The organism is Paenibacillus sp. JJ-223 (genome assembly GCF_927798175.1).
Classification (GTDB): Bacteria; Bacillota; Bacilli; order Paenibacillales; family Paenibacillaceae; genus Paenibacillus; species Paenibacillus hubeiensis.
The window spans coordinates 167,780-191,155 of the sequence record NZ_CAKMMP010000009.1; the positions used below are offsets into that span (position 1 = coordinate 167,780).

General features: G+C 51.9%; 22 protein-coding genes. 17 read left to right on the top strand and 5 right to left on the bottom strand.

Annotation, left to right across the window (positions count from 1 at the left end; translation table 11 throughout):
* Nucleotides 1-120: 120 nt before the first annotated feature.
* Complete coding sequence (locus L6H98_RS17110) at nt 121-1,038, bottom strand: AraC family transcriptional regulator (RefSeq protein WP_236416905.1); 918 nt, start codon at nt 1,036-1,038, stop codon at nt 121-123.
* 179 nt (nt 1,039-1,217) lie between these two features.
* Here L6H98_RS17110 and L6H98_RS17115 point away from each other — a divergent pair, with 179 nt between their 5' ends.
* Nucleotides 1,218-2,207 carry an aldo/keto reductase gene (locus L6H98_RS17115; RefSeq protein WP_236416906.1) on the top strand — a complete coding sequence of 330 codons (990 nt, stop codon included), beginning with the start codon at nt 1,218-1,220 and terminating at the stop codon, nt 2,205-2,207.
* A gap of 89 nt (nt 2,208-2,296) precedes the next feature.
* Here L6H98_RS17115 and L6H98_RS17120 read toward each other — a convergent pair whose 3' ends face one another.
* The 4 genes from L6H98_RS17120 to L6H98_RS17135 form a co-directional block, all read right to left on the bottom strand.
* Entirely contained in the window at nt 2,297-3,418 is a 1,122-nt protein-coding gene (locus tag L6H98_RS17120; RefSeq protein WP_236416907.1) for a Ger(x)C family spore germination protein, read from the bottom strand.
* A complete protein-coding gene (locus tag L6H98_RS17125) occupies nt 3,415-4,506 on the bottom strand; it encodes a GerAB/ArcD/ProY family transporter (protein WP_236416908.1) in 1,092 nt (363 codons plus the stop codon). The genes L6H98_RS17120 and L6H98_RS17125 overlap by 4 nt, the downstream gene beginning before the upstream one ends.
* Nucleotides 4,499-5,965 carry a spore germination protein gene (locus tag L6H98_RS17130; RefSeq protein ID WP_236416909.1) on the bottom strand — a complete coding sequence of 489 codons (1,467 nt, stop codon included), beginning with the start codon at nt 5,963-5,965 and terminating at the stop codon, nt 4,499-4,501. The genes L6H98_RS17125 and L6H98_RS17130 overlap by 8 nt, the downstream gene beginning before the upstream one ends.
* 204 nt (nt 5,966-6,169) lie before the next feature.
* A complete protein-coding gene (locus L6H98_RS17135; RefSeq protein ID WP_236416910.1) occupies nt 6,170-7,036 on the bottom strand; it encodes a MurR/RpiR family transcriptional regulator in 867 nt (288 codons plus the stop codon).
* A gap of 189 nt (nt 7,037-7,225) precedes the next feature.
* Between L6H98_RS17135 and L6H98_RS17140 the strand changes: the two genes are divergently transcribed.
* The 16 genes from L6H98_RS17140 (at nt 7,226) to L6H98_RS17215 (ending at nt 23,328) form a co-directional block, all read left to right on the top strand.
* Complete coding sequence (locus L6H98_RS17140; protein ID WP_236416911.1) at nt 7,226-8,245, top strand: Gfo/Idh/MocA family oxidoreductase; 1,020 nt, start codon at nt 7,226-7,228, stop codon at nt 8,243-8,245.
* 76 nt (nt 8,246-8,321) lie between these two features.
* Nucleotides 8,322-8,744 (top strand): VOC family protein, encoded by a 423-nt coding sequence (locus L6H98_RS17145; protein WP_236416912.1) that lies wholly within the window; start codon nt 8,322-8,324, stop codon nt 8,742-8,744.
* 179 nt (nt 8,745-8,923) lie between these two features.
* A complete protein-coding gene (locus tag L6H98_RS17150; protein ID WP_236417050.1) occupies nt 8,924-9,511 on the top strand; it encodes a sugar O-acetyltransferase in 588 nt (195 codons plus the stop codon).
* A 401-nt stretch (nt 9,512-9,912) separates the two neighbouring features.
* Nucleotides 9,913-10,275 carry a DivIVA domain-containing protein gene (locus tag L6H98_RS17155; protein ID WP_236416913.1) on the top strand — a complete coding sequence of 121 codons (363 nt, stop codon included), beginning with the start codon at nt 9,913-9,915 and terminating at the stop codon, nt 10,273-10,275.
* Nucleotides 10,276-10,525: 250 nt separating this feature from the next.
* Nucleotides 10,526-11,080 (top strand): biotin transporter BioY, encoded by a 555-nt coding sequence (locus L6H98_RS17160; protein WP_236416914.1) that lies wholly within the window; start codon nt 10,526-10,528, stop codon nt 11,078-11,080.
* 60 nt (nt 11,081-11,140) lie between these two features.
* The gene (locus tag L6H98_RS17165; protein WP_236416915.1) at nt 11,141-12,637 is read left to right on the top strand and encodes an AMP-binding protein; all 1,497 of its coding nucleotides are present in this window, start codon (nt 11,141-11,143) and stop codon (nt 12,635-12,637) included.
* A gap of 39 nt (nt 12,638-12,676) precedes the next feature.
* Entirely contained in the window at nt 12,677-13,486 is an 810-nt protein-coding gene (locus L6H98_RS17170; RefSeq protein ID WP_236416916.1) for an energy-coupling factor transporter ATPase, read from the top strand.
* The gene (locus L6H98_RS17175; RefSeq protein ID WP_236416917.1) at nt 13,471-14,319 is read left to right on the top strand and encodes an ATP-binding cassette domain-containing protein; all 849 of its coding nucleotides are present in this window, start codon (nt 13,471-13,473) and stop codon (nt 14,317-14,319) included. The genes L6H98_RS17170 and L6H98_RS17175 overlap by 16 nt, the downstream gene beginning before the upstream one ends.
* Nucleotides 14,319-15,113, top strand: a complete 795-nt coding sequence (locus tag L6H98_RS17180) for an energy-coupling factor transporter transmembrane component T (protein WP_236416918.1) — start codon at nt 14,319-14,321, stop codon at nt 15,111-15,113. Before L6H98_RS17175 ends, L6H98_RS17180 begins: the two co-directional genes overlap by 1 nt.
* Nucleotides 15,114-15,119: 6 nt before the next feature.
* Nucleotides 15,120-16,091 carry a nitronate monooxygenase family protein gene (locus L6H98_RS17185; RefSeq protein WP_236416919.1) on the top strand — a complete coding sequence of 324 codons (972 nt, stop codon included), beginning with the start codon at nt 15,120-15,122 and terminating at the stop codon, nt 16,089-16,091.
* Between the two features lie 83 nt (nt 16,092-16,174).
* Entirely contained in the window at nt 16,175-16,483 is a 309-nt protein-coding gene (locus L6H98_RS17190; protein WP_236416920.1) for a hypothetical protein, read from the top strand.
* A 287-nt stretch (nt 16,484-16,770) separates the two neighbouring features.
* On the top strand, nt 16,771-17,229 hold the full coding sequence (locus L6H98_RS17195) for a MarR family transcriptional regulator (RefSeq protein ID WP_236416921.1): 459 nt from the start codon (nt 16,771-16,773) through the stop codon (nt 17,227-17,229).
* Nucleotides 17,216-18,286 (top strand): aminotransferase class V-fold PLP-dependent enzyme, encoded by a 1,071-nt coding sequence (locus L6H98_RS17200; protein WP_236416922.1) that lies wholly within the window; start codon nt 17,216-17,218, stop codon nt 18,284-18,286. The genes L6H98_RS17195 and L6H98_RS17200 overlap by 14 nt, the downstream gene beginning before the upstream one ends.
* Before the next feature lie 243 nt (nt 18,287-18,529).
* A complete protein-coding gene (locus L6H98_RS17205) occupies nt 18,530-19,282 on the top strand; it encodes an FCD domain-containing protein (RefSeq protein ID WP_236416923.1) in 753 nt (250 codons plus the stop codon).
* Between the two features lie 15 nt (nt 19,283-19,297).
* Nucleotides 19,298-21,340 carry a hydantoinase/oxoprolinase family protein gene (locus L6H98_RS17210; RefSeq protein ID WP_236416925.1) on the top strand — a complete coding sequence of 681 codons (2,043 nt, stop codon included), beginning with the start codon at nt 19,298-19,300 and terminating at the stop codon, nt 21,338-21,340.
* Nucleotides 21,340-23,328, top strand: a complete 1,989-nt coding sequence (locus tag L6H98_RS17215; RefSeq protein ID WP_236416926.1) for a hydantoinase B/oxoprolinase family protein — start codon at nt 21,340-21,342, stop codon at nt 23,326-23,328. Before L6H98_RS17210 ends, L6H98_RS17215 begins: the two co-directional genes overlap by 1 nt.
* The last annotated feature ends 48 nt before the right edge of the window (nt 23,329-23,376 follow it).

A 23,376-nucleotide genomic window follows, 5' to 3' on the forward strand; every position in this document is an offset into this window, starting at 1 on the left:
GTAAAGGTTTACTTTATGTAAATGATTTTATGATGAATGCTTTTGTTTTGTAAATGATTTTTTGGCTAAAACGAAAAAGCAAGCAGACAGTGTGCGTCTGCTTGCTTGCTTCCTTCGGCACTACAACGTTATCGTATGCTCGTATTTTTCCTTCAGGTTTCGTATATCCGTCTTGGGTGGCGCTCCAAACATCCGGGCATATTCACGGCTGAATTGCGACGGACTCTCGTACCCGACGCGAAAGGCCACATCGGCCGCTCCGGCCGACTCGGACAGCAACAGCCTTCGCGCCTCCTGCAGACGCATTTCCTTCAAGTATTGCAAGGGGCTCATACCCGTGACTTCTTTGAAATGACGGTGAAACGACGACACGCTCATATTGGCAAGCTCGGCCAGTTCATCGACCCGCAGCGGGTCGGCATAGTGGCGAACGATATGTTCAATCGCTTCCCGGATATGGTACGTACTGCTGCCTTCCAAAGCAATTTGTGCCAGCCGGCTTCCATATGGACCCTGCAGCAGGCGATACAGAATTTCCCTGATCATCATGGGGGAGAGAAACGGGATATCTTGGGGACGATCGAGCAAACGCGCCAGCCGCAGTACCGAATCCAGCAAATCGCGTTCCATTTGTCCGACGAAAAGGGCGCGTTTCGAATTTTCCTTGGCCACGGGCTGTAATCCCGACTCGTTCAGCACTTCCAGGATCTGGTCAGGCTTGAAGTCAAGCCTGAAGGTCAAATATGGCTCCTCCGGTGAAGCATTAATGATCTGCCCAACGACGGGCAAGTTCATGGAAGCAATCAAATAATCGGAGGGCGTGTATACATAACGCTCCTGTGCCAGCAATATTTCTTTCGAACCGCTCGCGATGAAGCAAAAACTGGTTCGATAAACGCCATAATGCGGCTCGGTTGTCTTGGAATAACGGATGAAATGCAAGGTCGGGAGCTTGGTCTGATTCGCTCCTTCATGCGCACATTGTCTGGCGATCAGTTCAGCCAACTCACGTCGCTGCGCCTGTAGTTCCTCCATCATGGCATACCTCCTGAGTTACGGATCAGATCTATTATAAGCTTCCTTCGCATCGGATATAAATAGAGATGAGAGGAATAGGCAAGAAGTTGCGACGAATGGATAACATTCATCAGCAGTGCTCAGGCATAATGAAAACAGGCATTATACACCTGACATCAACCAATAAGGAGGATTCATCGATGGAATATGTAAAGCTGGGTAATACCGGTCTGGATGTATCGCGCATATGTCTGGGCTGCATGGGATTCGGAGATCCGGAGCGCTGGATCCATAAGTGGGTGCTGAAGGAGGAAAACAGCCGTCCCATTATAAAACAGGCATTGGAGATGGGCATCAACTTTTTTGATACGGCCAATGTTTACTCGCTCGGAGCCAGTGAGGAAATCGTCGGACGGGCGCTGAACGATTATGCCAACCGGGACGAAGTCGTGATCGCGACCAAGGTGCATGGGCGAATGCATCAAGGACCTAACGGCGGCGGATTATCGCGCAAAGCCATCATGAGCGAAATAGACAAGAGCTTGAAACGGCTGGGCACGGACTATGTCGATTTATACCAGATTCACCGTTGGGACTACGATACGCCGATCGAGGAAACGATGGAAGCCATGCACGATGTCGTGAAGGCAGGCAAAGCCAGATATATCGGGGCTTCGGCGATGTACGCATTCCAGTTTCTGAAAGCATTGAACGTTGCGGAACGGAACGGCTGGACCCGGTTCGTCTCCATGCAGAATCACCTCAATTTGCTCTATCGTGAGGAAGAGCGAGAGATGATGCCACTGTGCAGAGAGGAAAAGATTGGCGTGATTCCATACAGTCCACTCGCTTCGGGACGGCTTACGCGTGATCCGGAAGCGACGACGCTGCGTTCGGAAACGGATCAGATCCAGAAGTCCAAATACGATGCGATGGCAAATACCGATCGCGTGATCGTGGAACGTGTGGCCGAGATCGCATCCAATCGCGGCGTTTCCCGTTCCCAGATTGCCATGGCCTGGTTGCTGCAAAAAGAGCCTGTGACGGCGCCGATCGTGGGCGCAACCAAAGCGTCGCACCTGAAAGAAGCCGAAGCGGCGCTGACCGTCAAGCTGACTGCGGACGAGGTCGCTTTCCTTGAAGAACCTTACGTGCCTCATCCCGTCGTTGGACCGAATGCAGGAAAATAAATACATCGCATAATGCAAAAGCGGATGAATGCAAAAACCGTCATCCGCTTTTTTGGTGTGTCAATAGGAACGGCGGCAAACCGAGGTTCCTAGTTCAGTACGCCGCTGCCAATAATATCTACCGAAACCTCGGGTTGAAACCGAACGTTGGCATAAGCATCGTTCCAGTCGAGGCTCTTCCATAATGCCGGATGGTGGGCGATCAGCTGCCTGCCAATGCCGAATGCGTCGCAGCCGCCTTGCTGAAGCTTCTGGATGATCTGCCTCGCATCTTGTGTCATTTGCTCGGAGAGCTCCCGGTTCAGTCGTTGGATCGTATTCTGCTGCTGCACGTGGTCGTCCGCATATTCCACGACGGTTACCGGCAGCTTCAGTTTCAGACTGACGTTAATGCGGCCTTCCTGATCGACGCCCACTTTCAGCTTTCGTTTGATCCGTTGTGTATTCGCTTCATAGGTCACGTAATTTCGGGGATCATTGTCCGGACCTGAATTCACCTTTTTGACAAAGCGAGCAGTTTTGTTCCACTTTCCGCTTAATAACACGTATAATACGGACTGCTCGGTATCCAGGCTGCCCGTGAATTTTTGACCATGGAACATGGCAATGCCCTGTGCCGCGATATCCTCGCCCTCCAATGCCAGATAAGGCAGGACGAAATCCTGACCGGGATCGAGCATGGGCGGCAATAACTTTTCCAGCGTCATCTCCGGAAAAACGCACAAATCCTCCAGGCTCTTGATTTTCCGGATGATAAACTCCCCGACCATCAGGTTGCCCACCTTTTTCTGTTCAAGGACCTTTCCGGCCAGGCCGTCCACGATCGCCAATTTTACATGGGACGTGGGGTAATCCGGCTCGCGATAGAGGACATCCAGATATGGATAAATATCATGCTGGGCCAATTTCTTGCCATACATGATCAGGCCGTATTTAAAAAAGCGAACATCTCCCGTAACTTTGGTACGAATTCGGTCCGTGCTCTGACGAACCGATCTTCCCGCCGCTGAATGGACCTCGTTGTCGCTGTTTCCTTGATTGCCTTCAAAGTCATTCACGATTTCCAATGTCTGTTGGATTTCGCCTTGGTCGGTAAGATCATAGGCCGAAGCGTTTGCCAGCCGGGCGTCCTTCAAGCTGTCCTGATCCCAGCACCCGCTCAGGAGCACAGCCAAGGAGAAAAAGAAGAGCCCGATTCTTTTTTTCTTCATGGCTTGGTTTCCTCTTTTCTGTTGAACATATAGGACAGCAGCAATAAGAGCAGAGGCAGGGCGACAAGGAAAAAATAAGCGGAATTGTTCGCGATGCTGCCGATCAAATCCAAATGCTGCTGCTGACGCGGCAGGTAGGCAATCACGCAAGAAGCGACGACGATGTAAGGTACGGACTTCCGGTGATTTTTCTGTTTGAGTAAATAGCTGAGTCCATAAGAAGCCGCATAATAGTAACCGCTGATTGAACCGAAGATCGAGATGAGCCAAATCGGGAGAAACAAGTAATCGACCCGGTCCATCGTTCCCAGCGGGATGGAGCGGAGCAAATACACGATAGGTTCCGGCATCAGGCCAAGCTGCTCCGGGCTGAATGCCGTCGAGCAGATCAGAACGGTAAAGCCATACAACAGCACAACGACGGCATTGGCTGCAGCGATGGCTTTCAGCTTGCCGACATTATTTCCTTGTACCATGGGAAAGACGACGAGAATGAACTCGAAACCGAACATGGCCATGAGCGTTTCGGTAGATCCGCTGATAATTTTAGGCCATCCCGCTTCTGTCAAGGGAAGAAGGTACAGCAGGTTGGTTTCCTTGATGCCATAGCTGATCAGAACCATCATGGGGACGATCAGGAACGAGATCAGTACGAGAACCCGAGCGATGACGCGCAGATTTTGCCGGATCAGATAGATGCTGCCTAACATGAAAAGAGCCAGTATGGCCCATCGCGGGGTATTCTGAAACATCCAGCGGTTGATGACGTCCTGCGCATTTACGAGCACCGAAGTACCCATTAGCAAATAATAGGCAATGTACGCGACAACCAGCAGTTTCCCGATCCAGCGTCCGGTAATCCGGCTCGTGATCTCATAGATGGAGGAACCGGGGAATCGGCGCAGCAGAAACCAGCACATGAGCATGATCAACTGGATTAGCAGGCCGCCAAGGATCACGGAGATCCAGCCGCCCCCCTTGGACAGCAGGTGCATCCGATAGGGGAGGGAAAGAATATCCACGCCGATTTCGAATTTGATGATCAGAAAAAACAATTGTCCCGGTGTTATGCTCGTTTCTTTATTCACGACGCTTCCAGCTCCTAGGGAAGTCTTGTTGCTTCAGCTTTTGGGCTTGCGTGCCATGCGGCCTCCCCCGAAGCGCCCAAATCGGGAAACGAATCATGACGTCTTTCATGTCGGCCAGACGAAAAGGGGCGAGCGGCGCGAAATAGGGCGTGCCGAACGTTTCCAGTTTGCACAGATGAATCGTAAGGATAACCAAGCCAAACGAGATGCCAATATATCCGAAAATGGCTGCAGCCACCATCATGGGGAAGCGAAGGATGCGCACGGCGGAGCTCATTTCATGGGACGGAATCAGGAAGGACGAAATGGCCGTCAGCGAAACCACGATAATCATCGTATAGGAGACCAGACCGGCACGAACGATGGCATCCCCGATGACCAAACCGCCTACAATGCCGATCGTTTGCCCGACGCGGCTGGGCAGCCGCACACCGGCTTCTCGCAGCACTTCAAAAATCAGTTCAAGCAGCATCGCTTCCACCAAGGCGGGGAAAGGAATATTTTGAAGCGATTTTTTGATCGTATGGGCAAGCTCCAGCGGCAATATGGCCCAATGAAAGGTAATGGTGGCGATGTACACCGCAGGCAGCGTAAACGCGATCATGAAGCTGACCATGCGAATGAACCTGAGAAATGAACTGATCAGCCAGCGTCCATGGTAATCGTCCGGGCTTTGGTAGAAGGCAAAGAACGTGACCGGAGCGATCAGCGCCGATGGACTGCCGTCCGCAATGATGGCTACGCGCCCTTCCATAAGATGGGCCACGACCCGGTCCGGACGTTCCGTGCTGAGCTGCTGCGGAAACAAAGAATACGGGTTGTCTTCCATGAATTCCTGTATGAATCCCGGCGGCATGACCATATCCGAGTCAATGGATTGGATACGGTGCTGCACGTTTTCTACAAGTTCAGGGTTGGCCAGATCCTGAACGTATACCACCGCAACCTTGGTACGGGTTTTGGAACCGACCGTATGGTAGCGAACGATCAGGGAAGGGCTGGTAAGCTGTTTGCGTACCAAATTCAGATTGACTTGCAAAGGTTCAACGAATCCGTTATGAGGTCCACGAATGACACCTTCATTCTCTGGCTCCGCCGTGCTGCGGGCATACCATTTTTCGGAGCTGAGGATGTAGAATTCGCAAATTCCGTCTAAAATGAAGGCGCAGTTTCCCTGAATGAGAGCTTCGACGGCGGTTTGCAGATCGTTATCCTTGCTGCTGCCGAGCGTTGTGAACATGTTATGGGAATGCGAATCATTCGAGGAATCGTACAAGTCGCCCAAAATATGGGTCTGAACCACTTCCTGATCGACCACCGAGTCGATATACAGGAGCATGCCTGGCGTGTCATGAAGCACAACGGCGTGTTTGACCAGATCATCGGTGTGAAAGAGCTGCTGTTCAATGAAAGCAACGTTGTCGGCTAATGCTGCAACAGCGAAATGTGGTTTGTTCATGGGATACCTCTCGCGCTGGATGATAGAAGTAATGTGTGCCGAATCAGGTGCAATTATCCAAATGGTTAGCCATCTACGCAATATCGATTTCAACCCGTCATTGCATTGGACATATAACCGCTTACGCTGTTATTCGCCGTTGAATGGGGAAATCGAGCAAATTAAAAAGCCGGGAAGCAGTTTCCCGGCCTTTTCGGTGTTCGACTATACGTCATTCATCATATCAAAGGAGCGAAAAATCGCCACAGAGTCCAACATCGCTTGCTTGTGATTGGCATAATTGATCTGGTAAATACAAGAATACAACGCATTAAGCGCATATTCGAGCGCGATTTGCGAAGAGAAGGTGCCGATCTTGGCGTGATGCACTTCATCATTCGGTACCTGAATGCATATCGTGCTAAGCCGAGCCAGCTCGCTTTGGATGGACGCAGTAATCGTGACCGTCGGCATGCGGATATGACGGAAATGTCGTGCAGCCTTCAGGAAGATCGGGGATTTGTTGTGATACGTCAAAAAAATGGCGCAATCCTCAGAAGTCATGTTCACCATATGATAAGCCCAGTCCGAAACTTCGGTCGCAATGACGACGTACTGGTTGATTTTGTACATTCTGTTCTGAAAGCTCTTGGCTCGAATCAGTGAGTCGCCCAGCGCAAAAATCAGAATCCGCTTCGCCTTGTGTAACAAGAGGGCTGACCGATTCAACAATTCGCCATCCAGCATGGCAAAGGTTCTGTCGATCGTTTCCTTCATCAATTCCGCGATATCCTTGGAGATCTGAATCGGTGATTCGTACAGTTGGAAAGGCATATTGGCATCTATGCTGTTGATTTGATGGAGATTGTCCTGCAATTCGCGAGCCAGTTTGATTTTGAATTCCTTGAATCCCGTTAATCCCAATTTCTGCGTAAGCCGAACGACGGTGGAATGCGAGGTGAAGGTGGCTTGGGCGAGCTCCTGCACGCTTAACGAAAGGCAGCTCTCCTGATGCCGCAAAATATAAGACGCAATGCTTTGTTCATTAACCGTAAAATCGTTCATTTGCTTCAATTGATGCAGCAATTTCATTGGCGTTCACCCCAGAATATTGTATCAGAGCCGGGACGGCAAGTATAGAAATGCACAATTTGTGCATAGAATCGGGCGATGCAGGTATACATCATGAACATTTATACCATTTTGAACGAGACATATACTGTAACGCCATCCTTTTATCTATAATCAAAGAACAACACGCCAAAAAGGGGATATTGGATCATGTTAACTATCGGATATATCGGAAACGGAAAAAGCACCAATCGCTATCATTTGCCGTTTGTCCTGACACGGGACCATATGAAAGTCAAAACCATCTACTCCCGCCACCCGGAGAAAAGTGAATGGGAACGAATTCCAGGCATCGAGTATACGGACCAGCTTGAACGCATGATGAGCGATCCGGACATCCGGTTAATCGTAGTGTGCACGCATACGGATACGCATTATGATTACGCAAAAATGGCGTTGGACCACGGCAAGCACGTGTTGGTCGAAAAACCGTTCATGATGACGCATGAAGAGGCTGTGTCCATTTTCAATTACGCGCGGGAGAAGAACCTGCTGGTTCAATGTTATCAGAATCGCCGATACGATTCGGATTTTCTGACTGCACAAAAGGTGCTGCAGAGCGGAAAGCTGGGGGAATTGCTGGAAGTGGAAATGCACTTCGATTATTTTCGGCCAGAGATCCCGGAATCGACCACGCATTTTTCCTATCTATCCAGTTATCTGTATGGCCATGGCTGCCACACCATTGATCAGGTTGTGTCCTGGTTCGGAAAACCCGAACGCGTTCATTGCGACGTGAGACAATTGCTCGGACAGGGGAGGATGAATGATTATTTTGATCTGGACCTGTACTACGGCGCACTGAAGGTGTCGATCAAATCGAGTTTTTTCCGGCTGAAGGAGCGGCCGAGCTTTGTGCTTTACGGCAAAAAGGGCGTTTTCGTCAAACAAACCAAGGATCGGCAAGAAGAGCATTTGAAGCTGTTTTATCTACCCGAAGGACATGACGACTTCGGTGTGGATCTGCCTGAACATTATGGAACGCTGACCTATGTGGATGAGGAAGGTGTTTATCATGAGGAGAAAGTGGTATCTGAGCGCGGGGATTATGGACGAGTGTATGAGGACCTCTATAATGCCATTTTTTATGGCTCTCCCAAAATGATCCGCGACGAGGAAACGCTCTGGAACATGGAAATGCTGGAGGCCGGCATCCAAGGATGCAAGTAGATATGAGGACGTTTCTGCGATAAAAAAATGGACAATCGGGCATTGCGTCGCCGAAATATGGACGGGAGGAACCACCATGAAACCACGAATCACGGTGCTCACTTTGGGTGTGGATGATTTGGAAAGATCGCTTGCATTTTACCGCGATGGGCTTGGATTTCCGACAGAAGGTATCGTAGGGCAGCAGTTTGAGCACGGTGCAGTTGCCTTTTTTGATTTGCAGCCAGGGTTGAGATTGGCCGTTTGGAGCCGAAAAGATATTGCTCATGACACGGGTCTTCCGCTAACGCCTTCAAGTCCGGTCACGTTTACGATCGGGCACAACGTGGGCAGCAAAGAAGAAGTGGATCAGGCGATGGAGCAGGCGCGGAAAGCTGGAGCAAGCATTGCGGTGGAGGCGCATGACACGTTCTGGGGCGGATATTCAGGTTATTTCCAGGACCCTGACGGTCATCTGTGGGAGATTGTCTGGAATCCGCAGTGGGAAGCTGAAGCATAAATAACATAAACATATAACGGGGATGCAAGCGTGAGTTAAAGCAGCATGAGCATGGAACAGAGAGCGAAGCCTTCAATGCATGAAGTCGCGTGCCTGTTCGTTTATTCCAGACTATGGTAGAGTTAGTCATGGAGTATAGGCAGGCATATGATATAAGAAGGAGCAGGGCAAGCATGAGCATGACCGAAAAAGAGAAAGCGGCTCAAGGATGGCTGTACGACAACAACAACGATCCCCAGTTGGTTGCGGAACGTTTGCAGGCGAAAGAACTGTGTTATGACTATAATCATCTCCGCCCAGGCATGTTGGAGGAGCGGGAAAGCATAATTCGCCGGCTTTTTGCCAAGATCGGAGGCAAATTTTTGATTGAGCAGCCCTTCGTATGCGATCAAGGATACAACATCGAAATCGGCGAAAACTTCTATTGCAACCATAATGCCGTCATGCTTGACGCAGGTAAAATCACATTTGGCGACAATGTGTTCGTTGCACCGAACTGCGGTTTTTACACGGCAGGACACCCGATTGACGTCGAGCAGCGCAATCGAGGACTTGAAATCGCTTTGCCCATTGCCATAGGAAACAACGTGTGGATCGGCGGTGGCGTTTCCATTCTGCCTGGCGTCACCATCGGCGACAACACCGTGATCGGAGCGGGAAGCGTGGTCACCAAAAATATTCCTTCAGGGGTTATCGCCGCAGGTAATCCGTGCCGGGTCATCCGGGAAATTACGGAAGAGGACAAACATAAATACACGAAAAGGTAAAGCAACGAAAATCGCATCGTTCATACGACTGCATATCGCAGGAAGCCGCCGCCGCCGTAAGGCGGCTTTCTTTTTTTCTGCGTTCCTTAGACCCAAAAAGGTGGGCGATATTCCGTCATTGGAATTGGCGAGCGAATGTTTAGAAAATGTTTATTCCCCATCGTTATACTTAAAGAATCATCGTGATCTCGGGATGGGCAACATGCTCCCTGCTGCACACGATTCACAGAAGTATGGACGTTTTGGAGGTACTTACGGATGAAGACAGCAATCATATAGGATGAGAAAGGGGAAATACTCTTTTCGATTGGAAGACAGATCATATCAGGCAATAGTTTACTTCACTTAGTACAACTCAAATTATAAATGCGGCATGAGCAGATAATGGGGGCATCGGAAAAATGGATATGGAAGAATACATGAGTCGTCGACTGAAAAAACAAAAACAATTGTTTGAGCAGCTGGGCATAAGCATGGACGCCCAACAAGTTCACGAAATAAAATTCAAATACACGGTCCGCGGATACGATCCGAAAACCGTCGACCAATTCCTTGATCAGGTTGTCAAAGATTACGAGCGTTTTTATGCGCATATCGTGGACATGATGGAACAGCAGCACGACTACGAACATCAGATTCGTCGCTTGAAGGAACACGCAGAACCGGAATGGAACCGGAATTTCACCCAGCGCAAACATCTGGAAGGCGTCATTAAACAACTCGAATACAGCGTTCGCGAATTGAACAGGATACATCATTCGTGATTTCGGGGCACCCTTGAAAGGGTGTTTTTTAATTTCTGTCTACGCGCTTCGCTTCTCGAGATTGCTGCTGCCTCTCCGTTTACGTGTGTATCTTTTTTCCGGTTTATATAGTTCAACTTTAATAATGGGTTCTCGGGTTATTGTAAACCTGATATTAAATTAATGGTTTACAAATATAATCGACCAAACTATAATTCAATGCATTAGACGTCGACGCTAAAATTTGGTTCATATGGTGGAGGTACTGCATTTGAAAACGAAAGAACTGGTATACGCCGCATTATTCGCTGCATTCATTGCCGTATTGGGCTTGATCCCGCCCATCCCGCTTGGATTCATCCCCGTGCCGATTACCGCGCAGACACTTGGCGTCATGTTGGCAGGCTGCTTTTTGGGGAAACGTATGGCAGCCATCAGCCTGGTGTTGTTTATTCTGCTGATTGCGATCGGCCTGCCGGTGCTCCCGAGTGGACGCGGCGGAATGGCGGTGCTGGTGGGCCCTTCGGCAGGATTCATTTTCAGTTGGCCCATTGCTGCGTTCTGCATTGGCTGGGCATCCGAGAACGTCTGGCCCAAACTGAAAACATGGAAACTCGTGGTCATCAATATTATATTCGGCGTCATCCTGGTCAGCCTGATCGGTGCGCCTGTCATGGCTCTTATTACCAATACGCCCGTTTGGGCTGGAATCGTGAGCTCGGCTTCGTATCTTCCGGGGGATCTGATCAAGGCGGTCATTGCTTCTGTCATCGTCGTGCAGCTTAAAGCGATCAGCCCGATCGAAGAGAAGATCCACCATTCCTGACATGGAGCCATACTGCGGTTCTAGGATCGAGCGACCAGTATGAATGAAAGGGGATACGAAATGAATCTGGCGGAGCCCATTCTGAATCGCGCAACCCGGTATCCCGATCGTATAGCCATTCGCCACGGAAGCGGACAACTTACCTATTCGCAGCTTACCGAGCGAGTCGGAAGAATTGCTGCCGGATTGAGGCAACACTGCGCCCCGCAAGACATGATTGCCATCCTGTCCGCCAATCGGGTAGAATTTGCGGAAGTGTTCCTCGGCGCAGTGCAGGCAGGATGTGTGCCGGTTCTGCTGGATACCGGTTGGACGACGAATCAACTGGAGGGCGTCATTGCAAGCTGCAAGCCCAAGGTCATTTTTGGCGAGGGAGCGAGGTTGGAAGAATTCCGGACTCGGCATGACGGCATTCTCTGCTTGACGTTCGAAGACAAGGAACAAACAGGCACTTATGAACCGTGGCTAGCTTCGCATCCTCCTACGTCATGTGTGGACGCGTCCAACGAGTTGTTGTTCGTGGGCTTCACTTCAGGCACAACAGGAGTGCCTAAAGGGTACATGCGTACGCACCTTTCTTGGCTGCGCAGTTTCGATGCCACGGAAGAAGCCTTTCGGCTTGAGTCGATGGAGCATGTGCTGGCCCCGGGACCGTTCGTGCATTCCTTGTCCCTGTTTGCATTGGTGCAGTCTTTGTACAGCGGTGCGACCTTTTATGTCATGGAGAGATTTGTCGCGCAAAACGTCATGGAGCTCTGTTCCGACGTACGTGGCATGGTCTTGTTTGTCGTGCCTGCCATGATCGATGCTTTGTTGCAGCATGCTTCCGCAGTTGAGCATTCCGGCTCGATTCAGGCGCTGATCAGTTCGGGTGGTCAATGGCTGGAACGGTCGAAGGAGCGGTGCCGGGAAGTGTTTGCCGGTACGGCTTTATACGAGTATTACGGTTCTTCGGAAGCGAGTTATATCAGTTACATGGATGTCCTTCGGGAGATGCGCCCCGGATCGCTGGGGAGACCGTTCAAGGGCGTAGAAATCTCGATCCGGAACGATCGTTTTCTGGAAGTGCCCGCGGGCACCGCGGGCGAACTTTTCCTCCGAAGCCCGATGATGTTCAAAGCCTATCATCAGCTGCCGGAAGAAACGGCAGGGGCGTTCAGGGAAGGCTGGCTCAGAACGGGAGATTACATGTATGTCGATCAGGACGGTTATCTTTATTTGGCAGGACGGGTGCAGAACATGATCAAAACCGGCGGATTGAAGGTGTTTCCGGAGGAAGTGGAGGCCGTCCTGCAGCGGATTCCTTCCATTCGGGAGGTGATGGTTTTCGGCAAACCGGACGAGCGTTGGGGAGAGCGGGTTACGGCGATGATCCAGTGGCATGCAGAGGTGCCGGAATGGAGTTTGGACGAAATAAAGCAGGTTTGCAAGCAATACGGCCTGGCAGCATACAAAATCCCGAAAGCGCTGGTGACGGTGAGAAGGTTTGCCTATACGAGCAGTGGCAAGATTGCCCGCCAGCTTATGAAAGAACAAGCGTGTTCGAATAAGGGATAGACTCAGATTAAGGATGAAAGAAAGGAGACGATGCCGTTTATGCTGACCTTGGATCAGGTTCATTTTTATTATCGCAAAGGACAGGACGTTCTGCACGATATCAGCCTGTCTGTCCCCAAAGGCGAATTCGCCGCCATCATCGGTGGAAACGGTTCGGGCAAGTCAACCCTCGCCAAGTTGATGAAGGGGCTGCTGCAGCCGAAGAAAGGCGAGATCCGATTTGATGATTGGTGTACTTCCAAGCCGGAAGAGGCGGCAAAGATCCATCAACATATCGGCATGGTCTTCCAGAATCCGGATGATCAATTCATTACGACGACGGTAACGGACGAGATTGTGTTCGGCATGGAAAACATTCGCCTTTCCCGGGCTGAGATGCATGTCCGCTTACATCAGGTGTTGAAAGAGGTCGGACTCGAGCGGGAAGCGGAGATGAGCCCGCATCAATTGTCGGGCGGGCAGAAGCAGCGCGTGGCCATTGCGGCCATACTGGCCATGCAGCCGGACGTCATCGTTCTGGATGAAGCGACATCGATGCTTGATCCGGAAGGAAGACGGCAGATTATGTGCATTTTGCAAGAGCTGCATCTTCGCGGCGTCACCGTCATTCATATCACGCATCATATGGATGAAGTGCTCTATGCGGAGCGCGTGATATGGTTGAATGCCGGACGGATGGCATTCGACGGAACGCCTGCGGCGTTCTTTGAAACGCAGCCGTTGAACGAATACGGATTGGAGCAGCCGTTCGCAGCCAGACTGCGAATGGCGTTGGCAGGTTCCGTCGGGGACAAGCCGCTTACGCCGGACTGGAAGGAGTGGATTCGGGAACGATGGCATACGAGCTAAACCGGGTTAGCGTCCATTTTGCGGAGCGGACGGCATTGCGCAACGTGACGTGCACTTTGCGGGAAGGACGCTGGATCTCGATCGTCGGCCGCAGCGGCGCGGGTAAATCGACGTTTGCCCATGTATTGAAAGGACTCGTCATCCCCGATGAAGGAGAGTATCGCATCGATGAGCGGCGAATTTTCGGAGACGGCAAAGGAAGGGATGGCGTGATTCATGATGTGGGCATCGTTTTTCAGGTGCCTGAACATCAGTTGTTCGAAACTACCGTCGCCAGAGAGCTGGCTTTTGCGCCGCGAATGCAAGGATGGGGCTCGCAGCGGATCGCGGAGGCCATCGACCGCGTTTTGCCGCAAGTCGGACTGTCTAAAGAACTGTTGGATTTTGCGCCATTCCAGCTAAGCGGCGGCCAGCGAAGGCGTGTGGCACTGGCTTCCGTGCTGCTGATGGACCCGGCACTGCTTATTCTCGACGAACCGACGTCGGGACTGGATCCGGCGGCCCGTATGGAAGTGCTGCATATGCTGCGTGAATGGCAGCGGGCGGGGCAGCGCACGATCGTATTTATTTCGCATCGGATGGAAGACGTTGCGGAGTATTCGGATGAGGTCATGGTATTTCATGACGGCCAATTGTTGGAGCATTGCGACGTACATACGTTGTTTTTGCAAAAAGGCGCTGTGATGGATCAGGCTGGCCTGCCGCTGCCGGAAGCCGTGCAGCTGCTGCATCTCGTCGAGGAGTTGTCCGGCCGGTCCGTGGATACGGGCAGCTGCAGGGAAACTGACATTCTGGAACAAGTGTCGGCGGTATGGCAAGCGAGGAGCCTGTGATGCAAAATAATATTCTGTTCGGACAGTTCATGGCCAAAGAATCGCTGTTGCACAGGCTTGATCCGCGCACGAAGCTGGTTAGTCTTATGATGATCATGTTCGGTTTGCTTAGGCTCGCGACATTATTGGGATTTGCTCTCGCTACCGTTTTGGTGCTGGTTTGCGTCCTCTTGTCGCGCATTCCGCTGCCTGTATATGTGAAGACGTTGAAGCCGGTCTGGTTTATATTAACATTTACGCTTTTATATAATGCCTTCTTCACCCAAGGAGATCATGTCATCTGGTCCTGGTCGGTCATTACGTTAACCGTGGATGGCATCGAAGCGGGAATAACCGTTGTGTGGCGCATTGCGTTGATGATTATGCTGGCATCCGTCTTAACGTTAACGACCAAACCGCTAACACTTGCCCAAGGCTTGGAAAAGCTGATGTCGCCGCTTTCGCGTTTGCGCGTGCCCGTGGAGCAGGTTTCGCTGATGATTACCATCGCGATTCGTTTTATCCCGACGATTCTGGAGGAGATGGACCGCATCTTGCTTGCCCAGAAGGCCAGGGGTTACGATATTGCCGCCATGCCCCTGCCGAGACGGTTGTTTGCTTATATTCCAGTCGTGGTCCCGCTGTTCATGACGACGATTCAACGGGCGGAACAACTCACGTTGGCCATTGAGGCCAGAGCTTATGGGGATGGCAGGGGGAGAAGTTCTTATCGGCAATTAAAGCTGGCCAAGGCCGATTATTGGATCGGCGGAAGCGCAATGGCCATTGCGTTATGGATGATATGGGGAGGTTAGCGACGGATGGATTGGAATACGCGTATCACGGACATGCTTCGCATCCGGTATCCGATCATTCAAGGCGGGCTTGCCTACTTAGGGTACTCCGAGCTTGCCGCGGCCGTATCAAACGCGGGCGGGTTGGGGCAAATTACAGCCATGAGCCTGCCGGATGCCGAGACGCTTCGCCGCGAAATTCGCCGGGCGCGGACGTTGACGGACAAGCCGTTCGGCGTCAATCTCGCGCTCGGCATGCATCGCGCCGATATGGAAGCACGGCTTGCGGCCATTATTGAAGAGCAGGTTCCGGTCGTAAGCATAACGGGAGGCAATCCTGCTGAAATGCTGCGAGCATTGGAACGCGAAAGCATTCATACCCTTGTGCTGGTGTCCTCCCGCAGACAAGCGCAAAAGGCGGAACAGCTCGGCGCATCGGCGGTCATGGCGGTTGGTCACGAAGGCGGCGGCCATCTTGGGCGCGACGGCGTGGGAACGATGGTCTTGGTTCCCAGCATCGCGGATACGATACGGATTCCCGTCATTGCCGCAGGCGGAATCGGTGATGGGCGCGGCTGGATGGCTGCGCTGGCTCTTGGTGCCGAAGGGATCGTCATGGGCACGAGGTTTGTGGCTACGAAGGAATGCACGGCTGCATCGGCCTCTTACAAGCAGGCTTTAGTGAACCGTTCGGAGGCGGACACGACCGTGATCAAAGCATCCATCGGTCAGCCGGGAAGGGTGCTGCGAAACGCTGTCGCCGAGAGAATCCTTGCCGCAGAACAGAGAGGGGACGGCATCGAGCAGCTTATGCCGCTCATTAGCGGTGACGTTAACAGGCGCTGGATTCATGACGGATCGGAAGGAGAGGGCTTCGGCTGGTCCGGCCAAGTGGCAGGTCTCATTCAGGATGTGCCTTCCGTATCCGAACTGATGGAGCGTATGGTTCACGAAGCGGAGTGCATTCGGAATAAGTGGGGCGGTAGGCGCGAACATTGACATTCAAGGACATCCATTATACTGTATGGGAGCCAGCTTTCTTTTCTCTATGAAGGTGAATATTGATTTTTGGAGGCATAACTATGAACCAGCGTTTTCGGATCACGCGCACGATGCAGGAAAACCATAATGACCCGGCGATTTCGCTTGAAGAATGCAAAGGATATTTTGAATCCAAAGCCGATTTTGCCTATTCTTCGACTCTTGTCGTCAAAGGGCCTGAAAGCACGATGACCATTGAAGGGGACTTCTTCATGTGGAACCTAGGGGAGGCGGAAATTCCATTCCGTCTTTATGATGGAGACCTGTATGTTGCGGTCAGCAGCGAAGCCGTCGTTCCCAAAATGATCGAAATTGCAACCGATTTGCAAGCAGACATCGTTGAAGGATAAGTGCGTATAACGTAGGAAGTCGCCAGATGTGGCGGCTTTTTTTGTTGTTTTTTTCGAGTTCGCTTCTGAACGAGTTGTGGAATACGTCGCTCTTGTATTTAGCAAACCGTGCTCCTCTATGGGCACCGTTCCAGAATTGGGTCAGCCGGTAATTACCGGTTGGCCTTTTTTGCGTGGTGAGACGAGGATGGGGACGTGAGAGCGTCTTTCATCAAATATTAGTTGACAACGTCCACAAAACGATCTACATTATTTGTTGACATAGTCCACAAAAAAGGGGATTGACGATGTATCCGACTGATCCGATCGTTGCGGATATCCGCAAATTCAACCGTTTCTATACAAGCATCCTTGGGCTGCTGGACAAACATATATTGACTTCCAAGTACTCTTTTACTGAAGCGCGAGTCATTCTGGAGATCGGTTTTATGGGACAATGCATTGCGAACAGTCTGGTCGAGAAGCTGGATATTGATCGCAGCTATATGAGCAGAATTATTGCCAAACTGGGCAAGGAAGGACTCATCAGGAAAGAAAATTCGGAGTCGGACAGCAGAACAAGCCTGATTTCGTTGACAGATAAGGGTCTTGAGGTGTTTTCCCAATTGGATCAAAAATCGGATGAGCAAATCCACCGTTTATTCAAAAACTTGTCGGAAAAGGATATTCGGGAGATCCATGCGTCCATGGTGTTGATTCAACAAAAATTAGAAATTTCGGAAGGTGCAGGCAATGATACGTTTTGACAATGATTATGCGGAGGGTGCGCATGGGCGGATTCTGGAGCGCATCGTTCAAACCAATGAAGAGCAGACTCCGGGATACAGCACGGATATCTATTGCGAAAGGGCAAGAGGCCTGATCCGAAAAGCATGTCATGCAGAGCAGGCAGACGTGCACTTTTTGGTTGGCGGAACGCAGACGAACACGACGGTGATTTCTTCGATATTGCGCCCCCATCAAGGGGCAGTGGCCGCTGTGTCCGGGCATATCGCAACATTGGAAACCGGGGCAATCGAGGCGACAGGCCATAAGGTGCTTACCCTTCCCAGCGACGATGGAAAACTGAGAGCCGAGCAAATCCGGGAATTACATATGACCCACTGGAACAGCGGCAACCGGGAGCATATGGTTCAACCTGGTTTGGTTTATATATCGCACCCGACCGAGTATGGCACAACGTACAGCCTGAGCGAATTGGAAGCACTGAGCCGTGCGTGCAGGGAATGCGGACTTCCCCTCTTTATGGATGGTGCCAGATTGGGGTATGGACTGGTTTCCGAAGGCAGTGATCTTGAGTTGGCGGATATTGCCCGACTGTGTGACGTCTTTTATATCGGAGGAACGAAACTAGGGGCGTTGTTCGGGGAAGCTGTCGTGATCGTCAACGATGGCCTCAAGCAGGGATTCAGATATCAGATCAAGCAGCGTGGAGGACTGCTGGCCAAAGGCAGACTGCTTGGCATTCAGTTCGAAACGATGTTTGAGGACGGGCTCTATTATGACGTATCCCGCCATGCGGTACGGATGGCAACGGACATTCGAAACGCATTTGTGTTGAACGGATTCGGGATGCGCTATAACTCCGGAACGAATCAACTATTTCCGATTTTGCCGAACAACGTATTTGAAACGTTAAGCCAAACCTATTCTTTCTCCGTCTGGGAAAAACTTGGCGACACGCACACGGTCGTCCGGATCTGTACAAGCTGGGCAACCAAAAAGGAACATGTGGACATGCTGACCGATGACATTCACAGAATACAGCTTGCATCCGCCCATCTTAGCTATACATCAGCGTGAGATTGCAGCTGTGAGTGAGTTGCGAATAGTTTGCTTCAGACTATATATGATTCTGCAAGAGCCGCCTTTGGGCGGCTTTTATCGTATTTATGGGAATGAAAAGCAGGTATACTTCATTTAATTCATACTAATTTGGTCAGAATGATTGATATTATAGAGGTTTACCGTTATACTTCATGTAATACGTTAATCATCAGTGAGTAACAATAAGAAAGAAAACCTACATACAAGGGGGGGAAACATGTGGCTCCAGAGTTATACGAATTGGAATTGGAGTACGAGCTCTTGAAACAACTTCGGGATGCGATTGCTCCTGTCGGTGCAAGCACGCTCGTGCATACGTTGGGAAAAAGATACGGCCTGAGCCAGGCTACCATCGGAAGACGGCTTATGGAAATGGATGTCGAGGGGTACACGGTGCTTGAAGGGCGAAAAGGCCGTGTATTGACCGAAGCGGGCCTGGAACGACTGAAGACGACGGAACGGGAATTGCAGCAGAAAAACGTGAACTCGCGCCTGATTCAGACGCTGAACCATTCGGGCGAAAAAGCGCTGCTCGACATTCTCGTCGCCCGAAGGGCGCTGGAACGGGAGATTGCTTCGCTGGCTGCGGAACGTGCCACGAAAGAGTACATCCATCTGCTCGAACAATCCATCGAGGCACAGAACCGGCAATTGGCGCAGAACGTTATTCCTTATGAGGAAGATCGGGAATTCCACCGGCTGCTGGCTTATGCGGCCCAGAACCAGTTCTTGCTCCATGCCGTCGAATTGGTATGGGACACGAGCAGGGACTTTCTGGAGACCGCGTATATCCGGCGTACGGTCGGGAGCGAATTAGTGGTCGATCACCGTCAGATTCTGGATGCCATTATATCGCGTTCTCCGGAAGATGCCGAAGCCGCGATGGTCAATCACATCAACCAGATGATCGAGGACGTCAAACGTTATTTTTCCATGAAAAACCAGTCGCTTAGCATCGAGAAAGCGCGTTGAAAAGGAGATGAACTTGTGACCACAAATTATCGCTTGGGTATCGACATCGGGGGCACGTTCACGGACGCGCTGGTGACGGATCGGCAAGGCAGGATGATCGGTGCGCTGAAGACGCCATCCATCGCCGAAGCGCCTGAACGGGCCATCTTTAACGCATTGGATCAGCTTCAGGCACAAGGCGTGAACATTGGCGATATCGACCTGTTCGTCCACGGCACGACGCTTGGCGTCAACACATTGATCGAACGCAACGGAGCGGTTACAGGGCTGCTTGTTACAAAGGGTTTCCGCGACATTCTTGAAATCCGGAGACTTCGCTTGGAGGATACGACGAACCTGTACGGCGATAAGACGGAGGCGCTTGTACCGAGATATCTCGTCAAAGAAATCGACGAACGGGCGCTTGCAAGCGGGGACGTGCTGCAGCCGCTAAACAGTGATCAGCTTGTTCAAGCAGTTGACGAACTGGTGGAGGAAGGCATTACGGCGCTGGCGATCAGCTTTATGCACTCTTACGCCAACCCTGCTCATGAGAAGGAAGCGGAAGAAATCATCCGGGAACGGCATCCGCAATTGTTCATTTGCCGAAGCAGCGCCATTTGGCCGCAGCAGCGCGAATTCGAGCGTACGCTGGCCACCGCCATGAATGCATATGTGGGAGAACGCATGGGCTCTTACTTTGTACGGCTTCAGGAGGGTATTCATGAATATGGGTTAAAAGCAAACCTGCTCTCCACGATGTCCAATGGCGGCATCATGACAGCGGCAAGTGCGGCTAGCGAGCCTGTTCGCACCTTGCTTTCGGGACCTGCCTCAGGCGTCATTGCAGCGACGCATATTGCCCGGAAGGCAGGCATCGATCAAGTCATTACGTTCGACATGGGTGGCACAAGTGTGGATGTGGCTTTGATCGACAAAGAGCCGGCGTATTCCACCGAGAACAAAGTCGGTGATTTTCCGGTCATCTTGCCTGCCGTGGACGTTACGGCCATCGGGGCTGGAGGCGGATCGGTTGCATGGCTGGACACGGTCGGCGTCCTTAAGGTTGGCCCACGCAGCGCCGGGGCTTATCCAGGTCCTGCGTGTTACGGCCGGGGCGGTGAGGAGCCCACAACGACAGACGCATACTTGCAGCTCGGCATCTTGCAGGCGGATCGTTTTCTCGGCGGCCAGATGCATCTCTATCCTGAGCTTGCGGAACGTGCACTGAACGCTGTGGGCCATAGGCTGGGCCTTGATGCAACGCAAACGGCACAGGCGATTCTCGATGTCGCCACAGCCAACATGTATGCCCAATTTTCGCCGCTCATGGCTCGCAAGGGCATTGATCCGCGCGATTTCACACTGCTGGCTTATGGGGGAGCCGGCCCCATGCATGCATTTCTGATGGCGCGGGAAGTCGGCATCCGCCGAGTGCTTGTTCCGCCTGCTCCTGGAACGTTATGTGCGATGGGCTGCACGGTGGCCAATCTCCGAAACGACTTTGTCTTTTCGCTTCACAAGAGCAGCCAAGCTTTAGCAGGCGGAGAGTTGGCTTCCTTTTATGCGGATCTGGAACGGCAGGGACGAAGCTGGGTAGAGGTAGAGGCACGGGGCGGCGTGGAACTGGAGAGCGTCTACTGTCTCTATAGCGCCGATATGCGATATGAAGGACAGGCCTTTGATTTGGAAATTGCATTGACGCAGGAAGAAATTGACTATCCCGAAAAGGCAAAATCAAAGTTCCATACATTCTATCAAAATGTGTTCGGAATCAGCCAGCCGGAATCGGAAGTGATGTTCATCAGCCTGCGGGCGACGATTGTCGGCATCGTGCCGAGCCATGGGAGCGTGGATTCGTTTGCCCGGGTCAACCACGCAAGTGGAGCAGAGGAACGAAACATAACGTTCGATCATGCGCCGAGAATTGCGAAAGTGTTGACAAGGGAACAGATTCCGCTGGATGCGGGCATCCCGGGTCCGGTTATCGTGGAGGAGTATGATACGACGATTTTTGTACCTCCAGGTTTTAACGTACGCAGGGACGCGCATGGCAATCTGATCGGGGAGGCGACGTAATGATCGCGGACAAGGTGTTTCTGGAAATTTTCAACAATCGGATCCAAGCAGCGGTCGAGGAAATGGCGAACGTCGTTCTGCGAACAGGGTTTACCGCTTTTGTCAAAGAGACCGGCGATTTCGGCACATATCTGTTGTCTCCTTCAGGGGAGACGTTTGGTTCACCGCTGGAAACAGGTTATAACCTCTCGCTCGGTATTCCTGCAGAAGCGACGATACGTAGTATCGAGGATTGGCAGGAAGGGGATTTGGTTATCTGCAATGATCCTTATGCCACGAAAGGCATGGTGACCCACCTTCCCGACATTCATCTGATCAAACCCTACTTCCACGAGGGGCGCGTCATTGCTTACGGCATGTGTTTCGTGCACTCATCCGATGTTGGCGGCAAGGTGCCGGGGAGCGTATCTCCCAGCGCGTACGATATTCACATGGAAGGCATTCGCATCGCTCCGGTCAAGTTATATGAAGCTGGCGTGTTGAACGAGCATGTCATGCGATTGTTTCTGGATAACAGCCGGATTCCGGAGCAAAACCTTGGCGACCTCAAAGCGCTGATGGCTGCCCTGAACCGGGGTGAACAGCGCCTTGCCGAACTGGTCGCTCGTTATGGCGTGGAACGGATTGAGCAAGGCATCGAGCAATTGCTCGAATATGCCGAAATGAAGGCACGTGCCATCGTTCGGGATATTCCGGACGGAGCTTACGATTTCTGGGATTATCTCGAGAAGGGACCTGGAGGATACCCCATCCGCTTGCGCTGCAAGATGACGATCGAGGATAGCGACATTCATCTCGATTTTAGCGGCACCGATCCTCAGGTTCGGGCTTCGTTCAATATCCCGACGCATAATCAGCAAGGGCATTACATGCTTGTACCGGCGTTGATTCGCTATTTCCGCACGCTGGACCCGACGATCCCATGGAACTCCGGCATGATTCGAATGGTGCGCAATTACGCGCCGCCGGCCTCGGTGCTCAATCCGGAACCGATGGCTGCCGTCGGGGCACGGGCGGCAACGTTCATCCGTCTGATGGACGTGATCACGGGCGCTCTTGGCAAAGCCGAGGCGAGCAAAGTGCCCGCAGCCGGCGCGGGGCAAGCGTGCATCGTCATGATGGCGATGACGGACGCAGCGGACGGAAAGAAAAAGGTCGGGGTCATTCAACCGATTTGCGGCGGTTCAGGAGCAAGGCCGATGAAAGACGGTATTGACGGAATGGATTTTGCCGTTGGACACCTGCGCAACATTCCGGCCGAAACGGTCGAATCCGAAATGCCGGTGCTGATTGAGCATTACGGGCTCCGTGAAGATTCGGCAGGCGCCGGCGAATATCGCGGTGGAAGCGGGATCGCATTGCGCGTCAGAATCGTAACACCGGATACGATCATGACAGCACGGAATATGGAACGCATGGAGTTTCAGCCATGGGGCAGGCTGGGCGGCGATGTCGGCACGCATGGAGAGGCCATCCTTAACGTGGGACTTCCGGAAGAGAAAAATCTTGGCCGGATTGACGAACTGCTGCTGCAACCCGGGGATACCGTAACCTTCCTGTCCCAAGGCGGGGGAGGATACGGCAACCCGTTGAACCGGAATGCACAGTCGGTGCTGGCAGACGTTCGAAGCGGTTTGCTTTCCCTGGAAAAAGCGCGGGAGCTTTACGGCGTCGTAGTGAAGGGCACGGATGTCGACGAGTCTGGGACACACGCACTGCGGTCTGCCAAGCAGCAGCATGCGCAAGAATTCAGCTATGGTCCGACCAGGGAACAATTTGAAGCAATCTGGAGCGATGAGATGCAGTTGACGCTGGGACAGGCACTAAAGGAATATCCACTCGCCCTCCGGGATTATTTGAAACGCCGGACGATGGATATCGTGGAACAAAGACATGCCGCTGGTTCATCCGTGACGCCACAGGAAATAGCCGCCATCGTGAACGGGTTGAGGAAAAACATCGGACTACAGGGAATCGGTCATCAGTAAGCCTGAACATGTAAACTTGTAATCGTATTAACCAACTAATCTTATGGG